This window comes from Microbacterium sp. TPD7012, from assembly GCF_003075395.1.
Classification (GTDB): Bacteria; Actinomycetota; Actinomycetes; order Actinomycetales; family Microbacteriaceae; genus Microbacterium.
In genome coordinates, this window is the sequence record NZ_QDFV01000005.1 from 179554 (window position 1) to 193890 (window position 14337).

The 14337-nt window shown below is 68.0% G+C and carries 20 protein-coding genes; 10 read left to right on the plus strand and 10 right to left on the minus strand.

The features are described 5' to 3' along the window. Positions 1-87 precede the first annotated feature (87 nt). Together DC434_RS15125 and DC434_RS15130 are read left to right on the plus strand one after the other, a co-directional pair. Complete coding sequence (locus DC434_RS15125; RefSeq protein WP_116636138.1) at positions 88-576, plus strand: DUF2975 domain-containing protein; 489 nt, start codon at positions 88-90, stop codon at positions 574-576. Then, entirely contained in the window at positions 576-803 is a 228-nt protein-coding gene (locus tag DC434_RS15130; RefSeq protein WP_116636139.1) for a helix-turn-helix transcriptional regulator, read from the plus strand. Before DC434_RS15125 ends, DC434_RS15130 begins: the two co-directional genes overlap by 1 nt. A 177-nt stretch (positions 804-980) precedes the next feature. On the opposite strand, the gene panB is transcribed toward DC434_RS15130, so the two are convergent. The 5 genes from panB to DC434_RS15155 all read right to left on the minus strand — a co-directional run bounded on the left by panB (position 981) and on the right by DC434_RS15155 (position 4644). Beyond that, a complete protein-coding gene (gene panB / locus DC434_RS15135) occupies positions 981-1850 on the minus strand; it encodes a 3-methyl-2-oxobutanoate hydroxymethyltransferase (RefSeq protein ID WP_116636140.1) in 870 nt (289 codons plus the stop codon). Continuing rightward, positions 1847-2239, minus strand: a complete 393-nt coding sequence (gene panD, locus DC434_RS15140) for an aspartate 1-decarboxylase (protein WP_116636141.1) — start codon at positions 2237-2239, stop codon at positions 1847-1849. Before panD ends, panB begins: the two co-directional genes overlap by 4 nt. Further along, on the minus strand, positions 2239-3096 hold the full coding sequence (panC, locus tag DC434_RS15145; protein WP_116636142.1) for a pantoate--beta-alanine ligase: 858 nt from the start codon (positions 3094-3096) through the stop codon (positions 2239-2241). The genes panD and panC overlap by 1 nt, the downstream gene beginning before the upstream one ends. Next, the gene (locus tag DC434_RS15150) at positions 3093-3917 is read right to left on the minus strand and encodes a DUF2520 domain-containing protein (protein ID WP_116636143.1); all 825 of its coding nucleotides are present in this window, start codon (positions 3915-3917) and stop codon (positions 3093-3095) included. The genes panC and DC434_RS15150 overlap by 4 nt, the downstream gene beginning before the upstream one ends. 139 nt (positions 3918-4056) lie before the next feature. Continuing rightward, positions 4057-4644, minus strand: coding sequence for a hypothetical protein (locus DC434_RS15155; protein ID WP_116636144.1), 588 nt, complete (start codon positions 4642-4644; stop codon positions 4057-4059). An 88-nt stretch (positions 4645-4732) separates the two neighbouring features. Between DC434_RS15155 and DC434_RS15160 the strand changes: the two genes are divergently transcribed. The 4 genes from DC434_RS15160 to DC434_RS15175 all read left to right on the plus strand — a co-directional run bounded on the left by DC434_RS15160 (position 4733) and on the right by DC434_RS15175 (position 7055). Then, the gene (locus DC434_RS15160) at positions 4733-4960 is read left to right on the plus strand and encodes a hypothetical protein (RefSeq protein ID WP_116636145.1); all 228 of its coding nucleotides are present in this window, start codon (positions 4733-4735) and stop codon (positions 4958-4960) included. A 70-nt stretch (positions 4961-5030) separates the two neighbouring features. After that, a complete protein-coding gene (locus DC434_RS15165; RefSeq protein ID WP_116636146.1) occupies positions 5031-5693 on the plus strand; it encodes a stage II sporulation protein M in 663 nt (220 codons plus the stop codon). A 10-nt stretch (positions 5694-5703) separates the two neighbouring features. Then, positions 5704-6384 (plus strand): hypothetical protein, encoded by a 681-nt coding sequence (locus DC434_RS15170; protein WP_243408953.1) that lies wholly within the window; start codon positions 5704-5706, stop codon positions 6382-6384. A 110-nt stretch (positions 6385-6494) separates the two neighbouring features. Next, positions 6495-7055, plus strand: coding sequence for a dihydrofolate reductase family protein (locus DC434_RS15175; protein ID WP_116636147.1), 561 nt, complete (start codon positions 6495-6497; stop codon positions 7053-7055). A 116-nt stretch (positions 7056-7171) separates the two neighbouring features. Here DC434_RS15175 and DC434_RS15180 read toward each other — a convergent pair whose 3' ends face one another. Continuing rightward, the gene (locus tag DC434_RS15180; RefSeq protein ID WP_116636148.1) at positions 7172-8101 is read right to left on the minus strand and encodes an NADP-dependent oxidoreductase; all 930 of its coding nucleotides are present in this window, start codon (positions 8099-8101) and stop codon (positions 7172-7174) included. Positions 8102-8193: 92 nt separating this feature from the next. On the opposite strand from DC434_RS15180, the gene DC434_RS15185 reads away from it, so the two are divergent. Continuing rightward, positions 8194-8694 (plus strand): MarR family winged helix-turn-helix transcriptional regulator, encoded by a 501-nt coding sequence (locus DC434_RS15185; RefSeq protein ID WP_116636149.1) that lies wholly within the window; start codon positions 8194-8196, stop codon positions 8692-8694. 140 nt (positions 8695-8834) lie between these two features. Here DC434_RS15185 and DC434_RS15190 read toward each other — a convergent pair whose 3' ends face one another. Genes DC434_RS15190 through DC434_RS15200 form a run of 3 tightly spaced genes read right to left on the minus strand, consistent with a single transcriptional unit; the run spans position 8835 to position 10802 of the window. Then, the gene (locus DC434_RS15190) at positions 8835-9431 is read right to left on the minus strand and encodes an HAD family phosphatase (protein ID WP_116636150.1); all 597 of its coding nucleotides are present in this window, start codon (positions 9429-9431) and stop codon (positions 8835-8837) included. Positions 9432-9451: 20 nt separating this feature from the next. Further along, positions 9452-10090, minus strand: coding sequence for a TetR/AcrR family transcriptional regulator (locus tag DC434_RS15195; protein ID WP_116636151.1), 639 nt, complete (start codon positions 10088-10090; stop codon positions 9452-9454). A 16-nt stretch (positions 10091-10106) separates the two neighbouring features. Continuing rightward, a complete protein-coding gene (locus tag DC434_RS15200) occupies positions 10107-10802 on the minus strand; it encodes an aspartate/glutamate racemase family protein (RefSeq protein ID WP_116636152.1) in 696 nt (231 codons plus the stop codon). 168 nt (positions 10803-10970) lie between these two features. On the opposite strand from DC434_RS15200, the gene DC434_RS15205 reads away from it, so the two are divergent. Beyond that, positions 10971-11531 carry a hypothetical protein gene (locus DC434_RS15205; protein WP_116636153.1) on the plus strand — a complete coding sequence of 187 codons (561 nt, stop codon included), beginning with the start codon at positions 10971-10973 and terminating at the stop codon, positions 11529-11531. 63 nt (positions 11532-11594) lie between these two features. Next, positions 11595-12155: a GNAT family protein gene (locus DC434_RS15210; protein WP_243408954.1), complete on the plus strand. Its 561-nt coding sequence runs from the start codon at positions 11595-11597 to the stop codon at positions 12153-12155. Between the two features lie 101 nt (positions 12156-12256). On the opposite strand, the gene DC434_RS15215 is transcribed toward DC434_RS15210, so the two are convergent. Further along, complete coding sequence (locus DC434_RS15215) at positions 12257-12766, minus strand: hypothetical protein (RefSeq protein ID WP_116636154.1); 510 nt, start codon at positions 12764-12766, stop codon at positions 12257-12259. A 626-nt stretch (positions 12767-13392) separates the two neighbouring features. On the opposite strand from DC434_RS15215, the gene DC434_RS15220 reads away from it, so the two are divergent. Continuing rightward, positions 13393-14160, plus strand: a complete 768-nt coding sequence (locus DC434_RS15220; RefSeq protein ID WP_243408955.1) for a G5 domain-containing protein — start codon at positions 13393-13395, stop codon at positions 14158-14160. The last annotated feature ends 177 nt before the right edge of the window (positions 14161-14337 follow it).

Consider the following 14337-nt stretch of genomic DNA (forward strand, 5'->3'; position numbering starts at 1 on the left):
ACTCACTCTTCGCCCGCGGCAACGCGTGGTTGCAGAATCTGTCGATAAACGATAGATTCCTGTTGTTCTTCGATGAGAGGTGAAGCCATGCGAAAAGCGACGATCGTCGTGCTGCAGGTCGTGATCGCGATCGCCCTGGTGGGATCGGTGGCCGTTCAGGCCCTGATCGCCCCACTGCTCTGGCTCGACCTCGGCGAGGGCGAGCTGCTCGGGCGCATCTTCCTGGTCGGCATCGTCGTTCTCGGCGTCGGCACGCTGCAGGTGTTCGGCATCTGCGTGTGGCTGCTGCTGAACAAGGTGCGTCGGGGATCGATCTTCTCGGAGTCGTCGTTCCTCTACGTCGACGTGATCATCGCCGCGATCCTCGTCGCCGCGATCCTGGCCCTGTCGCTCGCGATCGCTCTCGCCCCGGGCGATACGGCCCCCGGAGTCGTGGGACTGATCTGCGGTGCCTCGCTCGTCCTCGGCGGGATGGCGCTGCTCGTCGTCGTGATGAAGGCGCTGCTGCGTCAGGCGATCGCCAGCGAGGCCGAGGCGCAGACGCTCCGCGCCGAACTCGACAACGAGGTGATCTGATGCCCGTCGTGGTCGACATCGACGTGATGATGGCCCGCCGCAAGATGAGCGTCGGCGAACTGGCCGAGCGAATCGGCATCACGCCCACCAACCTCGCGGTGCTCAAGAACGGACGCGCGAAGGCCGTGCGCTTCACGACCCTCGACGCGCTGTGCGAGGTGCTCGAGTGCCAGCCCGGAGATCTGCTGCGCTGGGAGGCCGAGGGCGCCGAAGAGGCCGACTCGTAGGGTCGGCACCCGGCACCCGGCACCCGGCATCCGGCACCCGGCATCTGACCCCGCACCACCCGACCCCTGACACCCAGACAAGGGAATGTGCGTCTCCGGAGGACGGAACCCGGAAATCCGCCCTTTCGGAGCGCACATCTCCTCGCGAGACACACAGCGGATGCCGCGCCGCGGGGACTACCGCCGCGCCAGCAGCTCCCCCAGTCGCGCGGCCTCGTCCGCCGGCATCGCGTATCCGTGCTCGGCGCCCGGGTACACCCCGCCGCGCACCTCGGCCGCGTACTCGGAGACGCCGGCGACGGCCGCATCGCGCAGGGCCGCGTAGCGCTTCACGAACTTGGCCGCGCCGCCGTCGTACAGGCCGAGCAGGTCGTGGAAGACGAGCACCTGGCCGTCGGCATCCGCTCCCGCTCCGATCCCGATGACCGGGATGTCGAGCAGGGGCATGAGCGCCGCGGTGACCTCCGACGGCACCGCTTCGATCACGAGCATCGAGCAGCCGGCATCCTGCAGAGCGAGGGCGTCGTCGATCACGGCGAGCGCGGCCTCGGCGGTGCGTCCCTGCGCGCGATAGCCGCCGAGGGCGGTAGCGGTCTGCGGGGTAAGGCCGACGTGACCGACCACCGGGATGCCGACGCGCACGAGGGCCCGCGCCCGGTCGACGGTCGATCCGCCGCGCTCGATCTTGACGAGGTCCACTCCGGCCTCCTTGACGAAGCGCTGGGCGGTCGCGATCGCGAGCTCGTCGGAAGCCTCATAGGAGCCGAAGGGCAGGTCGCCGACGAGCAGCGGAATCGTGAGCCCTCTCCGCACGGCTTTGGTCAGCATGAGCATCTCGTCGACCGTCACCGGCACCGTGCTCTCGTAGCCGAGCACGGTCATCGCGGCGGAGTCGCCGACGAGCACCATGTCGACGCCGGCATCCTCGACGATCTGCGCGCTCGGGTGGTCATACGCGGTGACCATGACGATCGGGTCGCCGGCCTCCTTCTTCGTGGCGAGACTCGCGAGCGTGACCCGCTTGCGAGGTGCCGCGTGCGCGCTCACAGCGCTGCCTCCGTCAGCAGGCGGTCGACGGCGTCGTCGACCTGGATGATGCTGTTGGAGCGATCGACGTGCACGACGCGCGGTTCGTAGGTGGCGAGGTCTTCCGCGGAGTAGTCCGCGTAGGAGATGACGATGATCGTGTCGCCCGTGTGCACGAGGCGGGCGGCGGCGCCGTTGACCTGGATGACACCGGCTCCGCGCTCGCCCACGAGCGTGTAGGTCTCGAAGCGCGCGCCGTTGTCCACGTCGACGACGTGCACCTGCTCGTGCGGGAGGATGTCGGCGGCCTCGAGCAGGTCGGGGTCGATGGTGATCGAACCGACGTAGTGGAGGTCGCTCGCGGTGATGGTCGCGCGGTGGATCTTCGACTTCAGCATGGTGCGTCGCATCAGGCATCCTTCGTTGCGGAGAGGGTGTGGTTGTCGATCAGCCGGGCGGCGCCCACACGGGCCGCGACGGCGAGGAGCGCGTCGCTCTCGACGCGGTCGACGGATTCCAGCGTCGATGCGTCGCGGAGTTCGAGGTAGTCGGGCGTGATCCCGGCATCCGCGAGCACGCGTCGTGCAGCGGAGAGGATGCCGTCGGCGTCGCGCTCCCCCGCCGCGAAGCCGGATGCCGCGGCGTCGAGCGCCCGGTTCAGCGCGGTCGCCTGCGCGCGAGCATCCGCGTCGAGGTAGACGTTGCGCGAGCTCATGGCGAGTCCGTCGGCTTCGCGCACGATCGGGCACGCCTCGATGCGCACGTCGAGGTCGAGGTCGCGCGCGACGCGGCGGACGACGAGGACTTGCTGCGCATCCTTCTGCCCGAAGTAGGCGACGTCGGGGCGGACGATGCCGAACAGCTTGGTGACGACGGTGGCGACGCCGTCGAAGTGGTGGGCTCCGCGGGCGGCTCCGTCGAGCACGTCGGTGAGCCCTGCGACGTGGATGCTCGTGGCGAAGCCGTCGGGGTAGATCTCGGATGCCGCGGGCGCGAAGAGGATGTCGACGCCCTCCGCCTCGGCGAGCGCGGCGTCGCGGGCCTCGTCGCGCGGGTAGGCACCGAGGTCTTCGTTCGCACCGAACTGCGTCGGGTTGACGAAGAGCGAGACGACGACGAGGTCGTTCTGCGCGCGGGCGCGGCGCATGAGGGAGAGGTGACCCTCGTGGAAGGCGCCCATGGTGGGGACGAGGCCGACGCTCTGGTTCTCGCGCCGAGCCGCGCTGACGGCGGCGCGGACCTCGGCGATCGTGCGGAGGATCTTCATTCGGCCGTCGCCTCCGGTTCGGGGATCACGGTCGGCGGGGTGCCGGAATCGATCGTGGGGATTCTGGTCGTTGGGACTCTGGTCGCGCGGTGGGCGACGGCGCGCGTCGCGGTGACGAGTTCGGTGAAGAGCGGGGTGAGGTGCGGTGCATCCGCGTCGATCGCGTCGCGCTGCCGCTCGATCGTGCTCGCATCACCGCGGGCGATGGGCCCGGTGAGCGCATCCGGGGCGCCGACGTCCGCCCAGTTGTCGACGCTGCGGCGGACGAGCGGGGCGAGGAGCTCACGCGCGTCGTCGGCGGGGATGCCGGCCTCGGCGGCGAGCTGCTCTGCCGCGTCGAGCACGGCGAGCACGAAGTTCGACGAGAAGGATGCTGCCGCGTGGTAGGTCGCTCGATGGGCGTCGTCGACGGTGAACGGGCGGGCGCCGAGGGCGCGGGCGAGCTGCTCGGCGATGGCTCGGGCTTCGTCGGTGCTGCCGGCGATCGCGGCTCCGATCCCATCGAACACGTCGGGCGTCTCGGATCCCGTGAAGGTCTGCAGCGGATGGATGCTGAAGTCGACGTCGTCGAGCCCGGTCGCACCGGAGACGTGCCCGACGAGTCGCACGTGCGGGCGGGCGACGAACGCGACCGCCGGGATCGCGGCATCCGGAACGCAGAGCAGCGCGATGTCGGCGGACGGCATCGACTGGTCGCGGCGAAGCGGCCCGAGTACGTCGAACCCCGCCGTCCGGAGCGACCGGGCGAGAACGCCGCCGAGACGTCCGGCGCCGATCACGGCGATGGTCGTCTCAGGCGCGAGAGCAGAGGCAGGATTCATGATGAGGACCGGTCGAACATGGCGACGCGGATGCCATGAGTATCCGCCGTCAGCGGCATCCGCTCCAAATCGGAGAGCAATATGACATCGAATACACATCCGAGCCTTGTCAAATATGCAGTCACATCCCCTTTTGCATCTACACATTGCTCTCACGCATTCCATGAGGACGCGCGAGGAGTGCGACGAGCACCCCGCCGACTAGGCTCCCTCCATGCCCCACCGGACCACCGAGCTCCACGTCGATCGCGACAGCGTCGCCATGGGCGATGACGTCGTCTCGCACGCCGGCGTCCTGTCGGTCCCCCGGGGAACGCTGCTCAGCGCGGCACTCGAGCTGGCCTCGCCCGAGATCCGCTCGCCAGGGTGGTCGTGGGTCGCGGTCGTCGATGGCGCGACCACTGCCGTGTGGTCCGGCGACCACGGCGTGCAGCTCCTCGTCGCCGACCGGAAGCTCACGCGCGGACCGGTCGACGTCTTCTTCCGCTACTTCGTCCAGATCGACCCGGCATGGCTCTTCGACCGCCTCGCGCACGGCGTCCGTGCTGATCGACGCGCGCTCGAGGAGGAGTATGCCCCGATCGCGCGCGAGAAGTACCGGGCGGAGCTGCGCCGTCGCGAGCGCGAGCTCGACGGCCGATTCCTGAGCACGGAGTGCGTCGATGCCCTCCGGCACTTCGGCGCCGAGATCACCCTGCACGCCGACGTCGCCTGCGACTTCACTCATGACGGCGATGCCTGGTCGGTGAGACGCGCAGACACCATGTTCCAGGTCTTCCGGGGGCGAGGCGGGCCGGTCGCCTCGATCCGGCCGCATGTCCTCGGCGAGGCCTGGCTGGTCGGCATGCTCGGCGCGCACCGCGGCAGGGCGTACCGATCTGCCCGATGTCGAGCCCCTCCCCGGCCTGGAGTTCACGGCATCCGGTGGCCGGTGGATGTCCCGCGGGGCGACGGTCGTCCAGGTGCGATCCGAACTCGCCGCGCGAGTCGCGCAGCTCGCGCACGGACGTTCCGTCGCCGAGGTCCGCGCGTTGCTGACCTGAGACTTTTGTCACTCCTTCCGATGACACGGGGACACTGTGCCCGCCGTCGACGATGGAGTGCGATGGAAGGATGTCCACTCAGCAGATCTCCATCGCTCATCCCGAGCCCGTCCGCTTCTGGCGGAGACCCTTCCGGGTCGTGCGCGAGAACATGCGCGTCTACCTCATCCTCAACGCTGCCGCCTACGGGCTCGCTCTCCTCGGCTTCGCGATCGGGATCATCTTCCCCGATCTCGTCGCCGCCCGAGCCGCAGGGCTGGAGGAGGACGGAACGGGCGAGCTCGTGCGCTGGCTCGTCAACACACCTCCGCTGTTCGCGCTGACGATCCTCGGCGTGAACCTGTTCCGCCTCAGCGCTCTGACCATCGTGCTGCCGTCGCTGATCGTGCCGTTCGCGGGACTCGCGTTCTTCGGGTACTGGTCCCTGACCACGGGGATCACTCTCGTCCCGAGCTCGGGCACGGGGTGGGTCGCGCTCATCCCGCACTCGCTGACGTTCGTCATCGAACTGCAGGCCTACGTGCTGTTCCTGCTGGGAGCGTTCCTGGTGGGCAAGTACTGGCTCTTCCCGCGCACGGCGGGAGTGAAGAACCGGCGCCAGGGCTATCTGCGGGGCCTCCGTCAGCTGGGCCTGCTCGCACTCCCGGCGCTCGTGCTGCTCATCATCGGAGCCGTCTGGGAGGCGTATTCACTGCGCTACCTGGTGCATCCGCTCGCACAGCTGCTGCTCTGAGAGGACCACCATGTTCGATGAAGACGATGCCGACGCGCTCGGCATGCTCGGCGATGCGGACGACGGCACGATTCCCCGCCGCCAGAAGCGCGGAGACGGGCGTCCGCTTGAACCTTTCCGCTGGTGGCATCTGGTGTCTGGTCGAAAGCTGTTCGCGCTGGTCGTTCCGCGGCCGGGCGCGCCGGATGTGACCTATGCGGTCGATGTGCGGTCCCATGAGGACGGCGACCCTCGCGCCTACCTCTATCGCGACGGGGCGCAGGCCGTCGTGTCGAGGCTGCCGGCGAAGTTCGCCGTCGAGGGCGGCGTGATCCAGGTGGCGGCGGGCTCGTACGGTCTCCGGCGGATGCACTACGTCACGCCCGACCGGTCCGAGCGCCGACTCACCCCGCATCCGAGATCGGCGGTCGGCCGCCGTCTGCGACTCGAGCAGACGCATCCGGTCGCGAGCCGGTGGATCGCCGCCACAGCGATCGTCATCCTGATCGTCGGTGTGGGAGTGAATGTCCCGCAACTGGTGCAGGTGATCTCCGAGATCCCACCGATCGCGGAGCGCTTCGGCACGTTCGTCTCGCCCATCCATCTCCCTCTGTGGCTCAACATCGCCCTCGGCGCCGGTGCGGCGCTGGCCAGCATGGAGCGCGGCCTCCGCCTCCGCTACCACTGGATGCTCGACGGCCTCGGCAACTGAGCGACCGAAGCGAGCACCCTGGGTTGCTGAGCTTGTCGAAGCGCCCGTGACAGTGCGCCACCACTCTGCTACCGTCCGACGAAACGCGCGCATCGAAGGAGAGCGACGAGATGAGACCACTGCGGTACGCGATCAACGTCACGCTCGACGGCAGCGTGCATCACGAGGCGGGGCTCACTCCCGATGAGGAGTTCATGGACTTCTGGACCGCCGAGATGGATCGGTCAGACGCCGAGATCTATGGCCGCGTGACCTACGAGATGATGGAGTCCGCCTGGCGGCGGCCGGCGGATGGCGTGTGGCCCGACTGGATGAATGAGTCGGAGATCCGCTTCGCCGAGCGCATCGACCGGGCGAAGAAGTACGTCGTGTCGAGCAGCCTCGCCACGGTGGACTGGAATGCCGAGCTGGTCGAGGGCGACCTGGAAGCGGCGATCCGCACGCTGAAGCAGGAACCTGGCAAGGGCCTCTCCGTCGGCGGCGTGACGCTCACCCTCGCACTGGCAGATCTCGGCCTGATCGACGAGTACACGTTCGCCGTGCATCCGGTGCTCGCCGGAAGCGGTCCGAGACTGTTCGACGGGCTGCGTGAACGCATCGAACTCGAGCTCGTGGAGCGGCAGGAGTTCCGGTCGGGCGTGGTCGTGCAGAGGTACAGGCCGCGGGGGTGAGCTTGTCGCGCTGCGCGCCTCCGCAGGAGATGTGCGCTTCGCGAGGACGGATGCCGACAAACCGACCTCGCGAAGCGCACTTCACCTTCCGGGGCGCACACCCCGACCAAGCTTGATCACGGAAGGATGATGACCTTGCCCACGATCCGCCCCGCGGCCGCCTCCGCGTGCAGCGCCGGAAGCTGCTCGAGCGGGATACGCCGCGTGACCTCGAGGCGGAGAGCCCCGCTGTCGACCAGCGACACGAGCTCGGCCAGTTTCTCGGCATCGCTGCGGACGAAGACGACGACGGACCGCACATTCCGCTCGGCGTCGTCAGGTGCGGGCATCCAGGCGGTGGTGCTGACGACGACTCCCCCGTCGCGGACCAGCCGCACGAGCGCGGTGAACTCGTCCGGTTCGATCGGCGCGAGGTTGAGGAGCAGGTCGACGGGCTCGGAAACCGCGTCGAGCACGACGGTCTCGGTGTGGTCGATGATCTCGTCGGCGCCTGCGGCGCGCACAGCATCCGCACTCCGAGGGCTCGCGGTGGCGATAACGTAGGCGCCTGCGCGCGTGGCCAGGGCGATCGCGTACTTGCCGACGACGCCGCCGGCGCCGACGATGAGCACGCGCTGTCCGGCCTGGAGGTCTCCGTCGTCGAAGAGCGCCTGGCGCGCGGTGAGGGCGACGGAGGGGAGCGCTGCGGCATCCGCGAGCGGCACTGAGGTGGGCGCTGCGGCGAGCGCCTCCGCCGGAGCGACGACGTATTCGGCCGCTCCGCCGTCTTCGGCCATCGGCAGGAAGCCGATCACGGCGTCGCCCACCGCGAAGCCCTCGACGCCGTCGCCGATCGCGTCGATCGTGCCCGAGACGTCGTAGCCCGGCACGTGCGGGAGCACGATCGGGATGGGGAGGAAACCGGCGCGCATGCCGTTGTCAGCGGCACTGAAAGCGGATGCTGCGACGCGCAGCCGCACCTGCCCCGCACCCGGAACAGGCTGCTCGATGTCGCCGTACTGGAGCACCTCGGGTCCGCCCACTTCGTGGAACCGTACTGCCTTCATGATCCTTCTCTCTTTCGTAGGTGCTTCGAATTCGAAGCAATAGGAAGACCGTAGCACTGCTTCGAATTCGAAGCAACACGTATACTGGGTGCATGAGCACACAACCTCCTCGGCTCTCTCCCACGGAGCTCGCGGCCTACTTCGCCTTCACCGAGGTGAGCAGCCTGCTGCGGCACGCGGTCGAGAAGCAGCTGAAGGATGTCGGGCAGCTCAGCTACGTGCAGTTCCAGCTGCTGGCGCGGCTCGGCGATGCCCCCGACGGCAGTCAGCGGATGACGGATCTCGCGGACGGCGTCGTCTACAGCCGCAGCGGCCTGACCTATCAGGCGCAATCCCTCGAGGAGCGCGGTCTGGTCACGCGTGCGCCGTCACCCGAGGACGAGCGGAGCACGATCGTCGCGATCACGGCCGAGGGCCGCGAGGTGCTGGCCACGGTGTTCCCGGGACACATCGAGGCCGTGAAGAGTCTGCTGTTCGAGTCGCTGACGGACGCCGACGTCGAGGCGCTCTCGCGGATGATGACGCAGGTCAGCGGACACCTGCGGGCGAATCCCCCGCGGTCCGCCGGCCGACGCAAGGCGAAGGCCGACTGACACCCCTGGGTCGCTGAGCTTCCCCCACCCCCGGTCGTTGAGCGAGCGAAGCGAGACGAAACGCCCCGGGGTCGCTGACCTCGACCCGTTGGGTCGCTGAGCCTGTCGAAGCGCGCCACCCCCGCGCCCCGCAACGCGCTTCAGACCCCGACCCCCTCCGCCCGCAGCGCGACACGAAGCCCGTCCGCTGACGTGAAGCGATGTGTCGGCATCCCCAGTTCTTCCGCACCGACGAGCTTCGAGGCGGAGTCATCCGTGAAGAAGACCTCCGCACCCGCGAGCCCGAGGGCGTCGAGCACGTGCTGGAACGCCCGGATGTCGGGCTTCGCCCAGCCGATCTCCGCGGAGTTGAAGATGGCGTCGAAGTGCGCGGTGAGGCCCAGCGCCGCGGTCTCGGCGGGGATCGTGTCGGTACCGTTGGTGAGGATGGCCGTGCGGATGCCGGCGGCACGAAGCGCGTCCGCGATCGCGAGCACCTCTGGGTCGACCTCAGATGGCTGTCGCCCCCACTCTTCTGCCGCCGCCACCGAGCCGAGCGATGCGCCGACCCGGTCGACCCACAGGCGACGGGAGATCGCGCCGGTCGTCACCTGTTCGAGCAGATCCGGCTCGAAAGCCGTCTGTAGCACAGCGCCGGGTGCGAGCCCATGTCTGGTCTCGATGTCGGCGGTGAAGTCCGCATCGAAATGGCGGACGACACCGTCGAGGTCGAAGAGGACTGCGCGAATCGGAGGCATGCGTTCAGGGTGCCGAAGAGTCACCGCCCGCTGCCGCCAACCGACCCGAGGATCGCGGTGAAGCCCGCTTCGAGCGACCCCGCGAGCGCCGGGGCATCGCCGAGGTAGCCGTTCACCATCGCGCCGTCGCGGAGGATCATGAGCTGGTTCGCGACCGAAGTCACGTCGCGCGCGCCCGCCTGACCGGCGATCCCGGAGAAGAAGTCGATCAGCCAGGCTCGGTGCGCGTCGACGGCCACGCGGACCGGATCCGCGGGGTCGGGATACTCCGCGGCCGCGTTGATGAACGCGCATCCGCGGAATCCCGGGCTGCAGCTGGCCGCACCGATACCGGCGGCGATCCTGCGCGCTGTCGCGAGCGCGTCCCCCTCACGGACCGTGCTCTTCATCCACGTCTGCTCGGCGGCGGACTGCTGCTCGAGGTAGGCGACGACGAGGTCGCTCTTCGCGCGGAAGTGCCGGTAGAACGTGACCTTGGTGATGCCGACCTGCTCGATGATGCGGTCGGCACTCGTCGCGCGGATGCCGTGGTGGTAGAACAGCTCGTTGGCGGCGTCGAGGATCCGCTGCCGCGTGTTCGCGCCGCTCGACGGCTTCGCCGCGGGGGCGGGCGTCTCATCGTGCACGTCGGACTCCGGTCTGGTTCGGGCGGATGGCATCAGCGCCTCCAGGATTTCATGGTTCCTGCAGCGCTGCGGCGAGCGCGGCATCGACATGGAGTGCCGTGGTCGGGAAGACGGGCACCGGCGAATCCTCCGCAGACACCAGCAGTTCGATCTCGGTGCAGCCGAGGATGACGCCTTCGGCGCCCTGCGCCACGAGCTCGTCGATCACCTCGCGGTAGAACGCGCGGGACTCGGGGCGGATGACACCGTGCACGAGCTCGTCGTAGATGACGGCGTGCACTCCGGCGCGCTGCTCAGCGTTCGGGATGAGGACCTCGATCCCCTGGGCCTCGAGCCGTTCGCGATAAAACGGCTTCTCCATCGTGAAGGCGGTGCCGAGGAGCCCCACCCTGCGGATGCCGGCGCCGAGCACGGCCGCGGCGGTGGTGTCGGCGATGTGGAGGAACGGGATGCCGATCACGGCTTCGATGCGGTCGGCGACGAGGTGCATGGTGTTGGTGCAGAGCACGATGAGGTCGGCGCCCGCGCGCTCGAGACCACGAGCATGGTCGGCGAGCAGCGTGCCCGCGGCGTCCCAGTCGTCGCGGGCCTGCAGGTCTTCGACCTCGGCGAAGTCGAGCGAGTCGAGGATGATGCGCGCGGAGTGATGCCCGCCGAGCTGTTCCCGCACGCGTTCGTTCGCCAGGCGGTACCACTCGAGCGAGGATTCCCAGCTCATCCCACCGAGCACGCCGATCGTCTTCATCGGCGTCGCGCGATCTGCTCGTGGATGGGGAGAAGGGTCGGTCGCATGCACTGAATGTATCCCCGGAGCTGATGTGGTCGCTTGCGCTCGATGTCGAGGCAGGCTAGCGTCCATGTAGACGTACTAGTAACTCTACTGGTCGATCTCCATCAGAAAGAACCGCTGAACATGTCTGAGACCCCCTCCTCCACCTTGAGCAGCGCCCTGCGCCGCCTCTACTTCGTCCGCTTCGGGTTCACACTCGTCTGGGCGGCGCTGCTGTTCCTGACCGGCGGCGCCATGGGTCCGTTCCTCACGATCCTGCTGATCGTGTATCCGCTGTTCGATGCGGCATCCGTCTACTGGCAGATCCGCGCGGAGGGCGATGATCGCCGGGCGAAGGTCTCGGAGTGGATCAACGTCGTCGTCAGCGTGCTGGTCGCGATCACGCTGGGCTGGACGTCGACGGTGTCCACCTCCGTCGCCCTGACCGTGTGGGGCGTGTGGGCGATCGGCGCCGGACTTCCGCAACTGATCACCGCCATCCGCAACCGCCGCTCCGGCGGGCAGGTTCCGCAGATGCTGTCGGGCGGCATCTCGCTCTTCGCCGGCGGGGCGTTCGTCGCGCAGGGGTTGGCGGGCAGCGAGATGATCGTCGGGGTCGCCGGGTATGCGCTGGTCGGTGCGGTGTTCTTCCTGGCGTCGGCGGTGCGGCTGTCGGTGGTGCTGCGGAGGAAGGTCGAGGCGTGACCTAGGGCGTGTCTGACAAAGATGAGCGCGTGATCCGGGTCATTCCCGCGGGATGATGGGCGAGTGTCCTCTTCCCTTATCCCGCCGTGGCCGGTGACGCCGCCCACGCATGGCCGGGTGTCGCTCCGTTCAGTCAGGGACGATGACGTGACGATGGTGCGGGAGTTGGCGACTGACCCGTATGTGCCGCTCGTCGGGTCGTTACCCGCCCGCGCGAGCGATGCGGAGGCCCTGGCTTGGGTGGCGCGCCAGCAGTCACGCCGCTTAGACGGAACTGGCTTCTCCTTCGCGGTTGCCGACGCGCAGACGGGCGCGGCCGTGGGGCATTGTGGGCTGTGGCTCGCGGAACTTGGAGAAGGTCGCGCGACCGCGGGCTATGCGATTGTTGAGTCTGCCCGCGGCCGCGGATACGCGACCGACGCGCTCATCGCAGTCACTCAGTTTGGATGGACGATCCCTGGCTTGTTCCGCATAGCGCTCTACATCGAACCGTGGAACACAGCCTCTCTTCGTACCGCTGAACGCGCGGGATACGCATTGGAGGGCGTCTTGCATAGCCATCAGGAGATCGGTGGCGAACGTCGCGACATGCGCGTCTACGCCGCGATCCGCCCTGAGGAGTAGCACCTCGCCCTCCTATCTGGGCGGGAGCACCAAAGTGTCTTCCGCGCCGCGATGCTTCTCAACGCGGTCATCGCATGGTCCAAGGCATTGTCAGACCCGCCCTAACTGCGCGCGAGCAGCCCTTCGCCGTCGCGAACCCAGGTGAGATTCGAGCTGTCGCGGAATGACATCCCGACGATGCGGCGTTTCCTCGACTTGGTCACCGGGCGGATCTCGTCGTCGAAGGAACGCAGCCGTGACGCGAACTCCCACGCGTAGGCCTCGTCGCTCTCGCCGAGGTAGTAGGCACCGGGCGGAAGGATCGTGAGCTGGATCGGGCGCCGTTCGCTCTCGTACGCATCGGTGACGCGCACCTCGACGTCGTAGATCGCCTGCTCGGAGGAGTTCACCACCACGACACCGTAGGTCGTCTGCTCCTCTCCGATGCGGGATGCGACCCAGGCGAACACCTTGCTCGCCTGCGACTGCATCTCCCGCGCGGTCGCGGCTTCGTCTCGCTTGGCTTCGATGCCGAAGAGACGACCTGCGTGTTTCGCGCCGAGGACGGCCGCGAAGAGCGCGCCGATGGCGGTCAGGGCAGTGATGACGTCTGCGACGGAGCCGAGTTGCATGCGGCCACTGTACGAGCGTCATCCGGCGTCTCGCGGGCGACCGGCCGGGAGATCACGGCGGCATATCGGTGTACTCGTCGGTCCCGCTTCCGTCACGTTGGCCGGGACTCGACGGATCGTCCAGCCGTAGCTGACGATCCGTCGATCATTCGTCAGCGCTGGCGACAGTGATCGCACATACGGTATCCGCCGGTTCCGGCTACGCGGTTCCGCGGCGGAATCTGACTGCCGCTGGGACAGTCGTTGTACACGTGGTGGACGTCCGGGTTGCTGGGATTGCTCGAGTGGTAGGCCGGGACTCGCATGAGGCTGCTCCTTTGCATCGTAAGTACCGGACGATCTCCGGCACTTCATGTATCAGGAGTTCGCAACGACGCTCCTGATACATGGAGTGGGCGCTGACCAAATCGCGACATCGCCGACCCCGATATATCGATAGTGTTCGCCCATACCCGAACAGAGAGCCGGCAACGATGCCACAGACATCTCAGGGCTGGTACGCCGACCCGAATCAGTCCGCCCAGCAGCGTTGGTGGGATGGGACGCAGTGGACGGAGCACACCGCTCCGCTCGGCCAGGCCCCGGTTGTCGCGGCGGACCCGCCGGCGAAGTCGTCGAAGCGCACGGTGGCGCTGATCGTCGGCGGCGTCATTCTGGTGATCCTGCTGGTGACGCGCAGCCTCGGAGCGATCCTCCTTCTCGCCGGAGCCGTCCTGTTCTTCGTCGCGATCTATGGAATCGTGCGCGGCTCGGCCAGGTTCTTCCGGGTGCGGTCGCGGGGAGCCGCCTGGGCGGCCCTCGGTATCGCCCTTGTGCTGATGTTCGTCGGGACCGGAGCCAACGCTGCCCTGGGAGGCCCCGGGTCGAACCCCGGGAACGCGGGCAGCGACGCGGAGGCCAAGCCGTTCGCGTCGACACCTACCGAGAAGCCATCCCCCTCACCGAAGCCGACCACCTACAAGAACGTCGAGGAATCCACCTCGATCCCGTTCGAACGCGCCGCCGTGGAGGATCCGAACATCGATGTCGGACAGACCGTCATCACGACAGAGGGGGTCAACGGAACGAAGGTGACGACCTACCGCGTGACGTACGTGGACGGCAAAGAGGTCTCGCGTGAAGTCTCGGGCGTGGTCGTGACCGTCCCGCCGGTGAACGAGGTGACATCCACAGGCACACGGCAGCCGGCTCCGCCACCCGCGCCTGTGCCGTTTGTGCAGCCAGCCGGGGATTGCCACTCGAATTACGCAGGTGTCTGCGTTCCGATCGATTCCGATGTCGACTGTGAGGGCGGAGGCGGCAACGGTCCGTCGTACATCAGCGGACCGTTGACCGTCGTGGGGCCGGATGTGTATGAGCTCGATCGTGACGGAGATGGCATCGCCTGCGACTAGCCATTCGTCAGTGACGCTCGTGCGGTGCTGAGCCCTTCGCGGCAGACGCCCTTCCCTGGAGCTCCTATGTCTGCAACGACGATCAGTGATCGAGCCCGTTATCGGGCGAATCCCACGGTGCTTCAGGCGCTGAAGAATCCGCGGATCTGAGCGACGATCAACCCAGCTTGATCGTCG

Bases quoted from the DNA above. Each gene is read 5' to 3' on its own strand.
- DC434_RS15125 (WP_116636138.1), top strand. From the start codon at position 88: ATGCGAAAAGCGACGATCGTCGTGCTGCAGGTCGTGATCGCGATCGCC.
- DC434_RS15130 (WP_116636139.1), top strand. From the start codon at position 576: ATGCCCGTCGTGGTCGACATCGACGTGATGATGGCCCGCCGCAAGATG.
- panD (WP_116636141.1), bottom strand. From the start codon at position 2,239: ATGCGACGCACCATGCTGAAGTCGAAGATCCACCGCGCGACCATCACC.
- panC (WP_116636142.1), bottom strand. From the start codon at position 3,096: ATGAAGATCCTCCGCACGATCGCCGAGGTCCGCGCCGCCGTCAGCGCG.
- DC434_RS15150 (WP_116636143.1), bottom strand. From the start codon at position 3,917: ATGAATCCTGCCTCTGCTCTCGCGCCTGAGACGACCATCGCCGTGATC.
- DC434_RS15155 (WP_116636144.1), bottom strand. From the start codon at position 4,644: ATGAGTGAAGTCGCAGGCGACGTCGGCGTGCAGGGTGATCTCGGCGCC.
- DC434_RS15160 (WP_116636145.1), top strand. From the start codon at position 4,733: ATGTCCTCGGCGAGGCCTGGCTGGTCGGCATGCTCGGCGCGCACCGCG.
- DC434_RS15165 (WP_116636146.1), top strand. From the start codon at position 5,031: ATGTCCACTCAGCAGATCTCCATCGCTCATCCCGAGCCCGTCCGCTTC.
- DC434_RS15170 (WP_243408953.1), top strand. From the start codon at position 5,704: ATGTTCGATGAAGACGATGCCGACGCGCTCGGCATGCTCGGCGATGCG.
- DC434_RS15175 (WP_116636147.1), top strand. From the start codon at position 6,495: ATGAGACCACTGCGGTACGCGATCAACGTCACGCTCGACGGCAGCGTG.
- DC434_RS15180 (WP_116636148.1), bottom strand. From the start codon at position 8,101: ATGAAGGCAGTACGGTTCCACGAAGTGGGCGGACCCGAGGTGCTCCAG.
- DC434_RS15185 (WP_116636149.1), top strand. From the start codon at position 8,194: ATGAGCACACAACCTCCTCGGCTCTCTCCCACGGAGCTCGCGGCCTAC.
- DC434_RS15190 (WP_116636150.1), bottom strand. From the start codon at position 9,431: ATGCCTCCGATTCGCGCAGTCCTCTTCGACCTCGACGGTGTCGTCCGC.
- DC434_RS15195 (WP_116636151.1), bottom strand. From the start codon at position 10,090: ATGCCATCCGCCCGAACCAGACCGGAGTCCGACGTGCACGATGAGACG.
- DC434_RS15200 (WP_116636152.1), bottom strand. From the start codon at position 10,802: ATGAAGACGATCGGCGTGCTCGGTGGGATGAGCTGGGAATCCTCGCTC.
- DC434_RS15205 (WP_116636153.1), top strand. From the start codon at position 10,971: ATGTCTGAGACCCCCTCCTCCACCTTGAGCAGCGCCCTGCGCCGCCTC.
- DC434_RS15215 (WP_116636154.1), bottom strand. From the start codon at position 12,766: ATGCAACTCGGCTCCGTCGCAGACGTCATCACTGCCCTGACCGCCATC.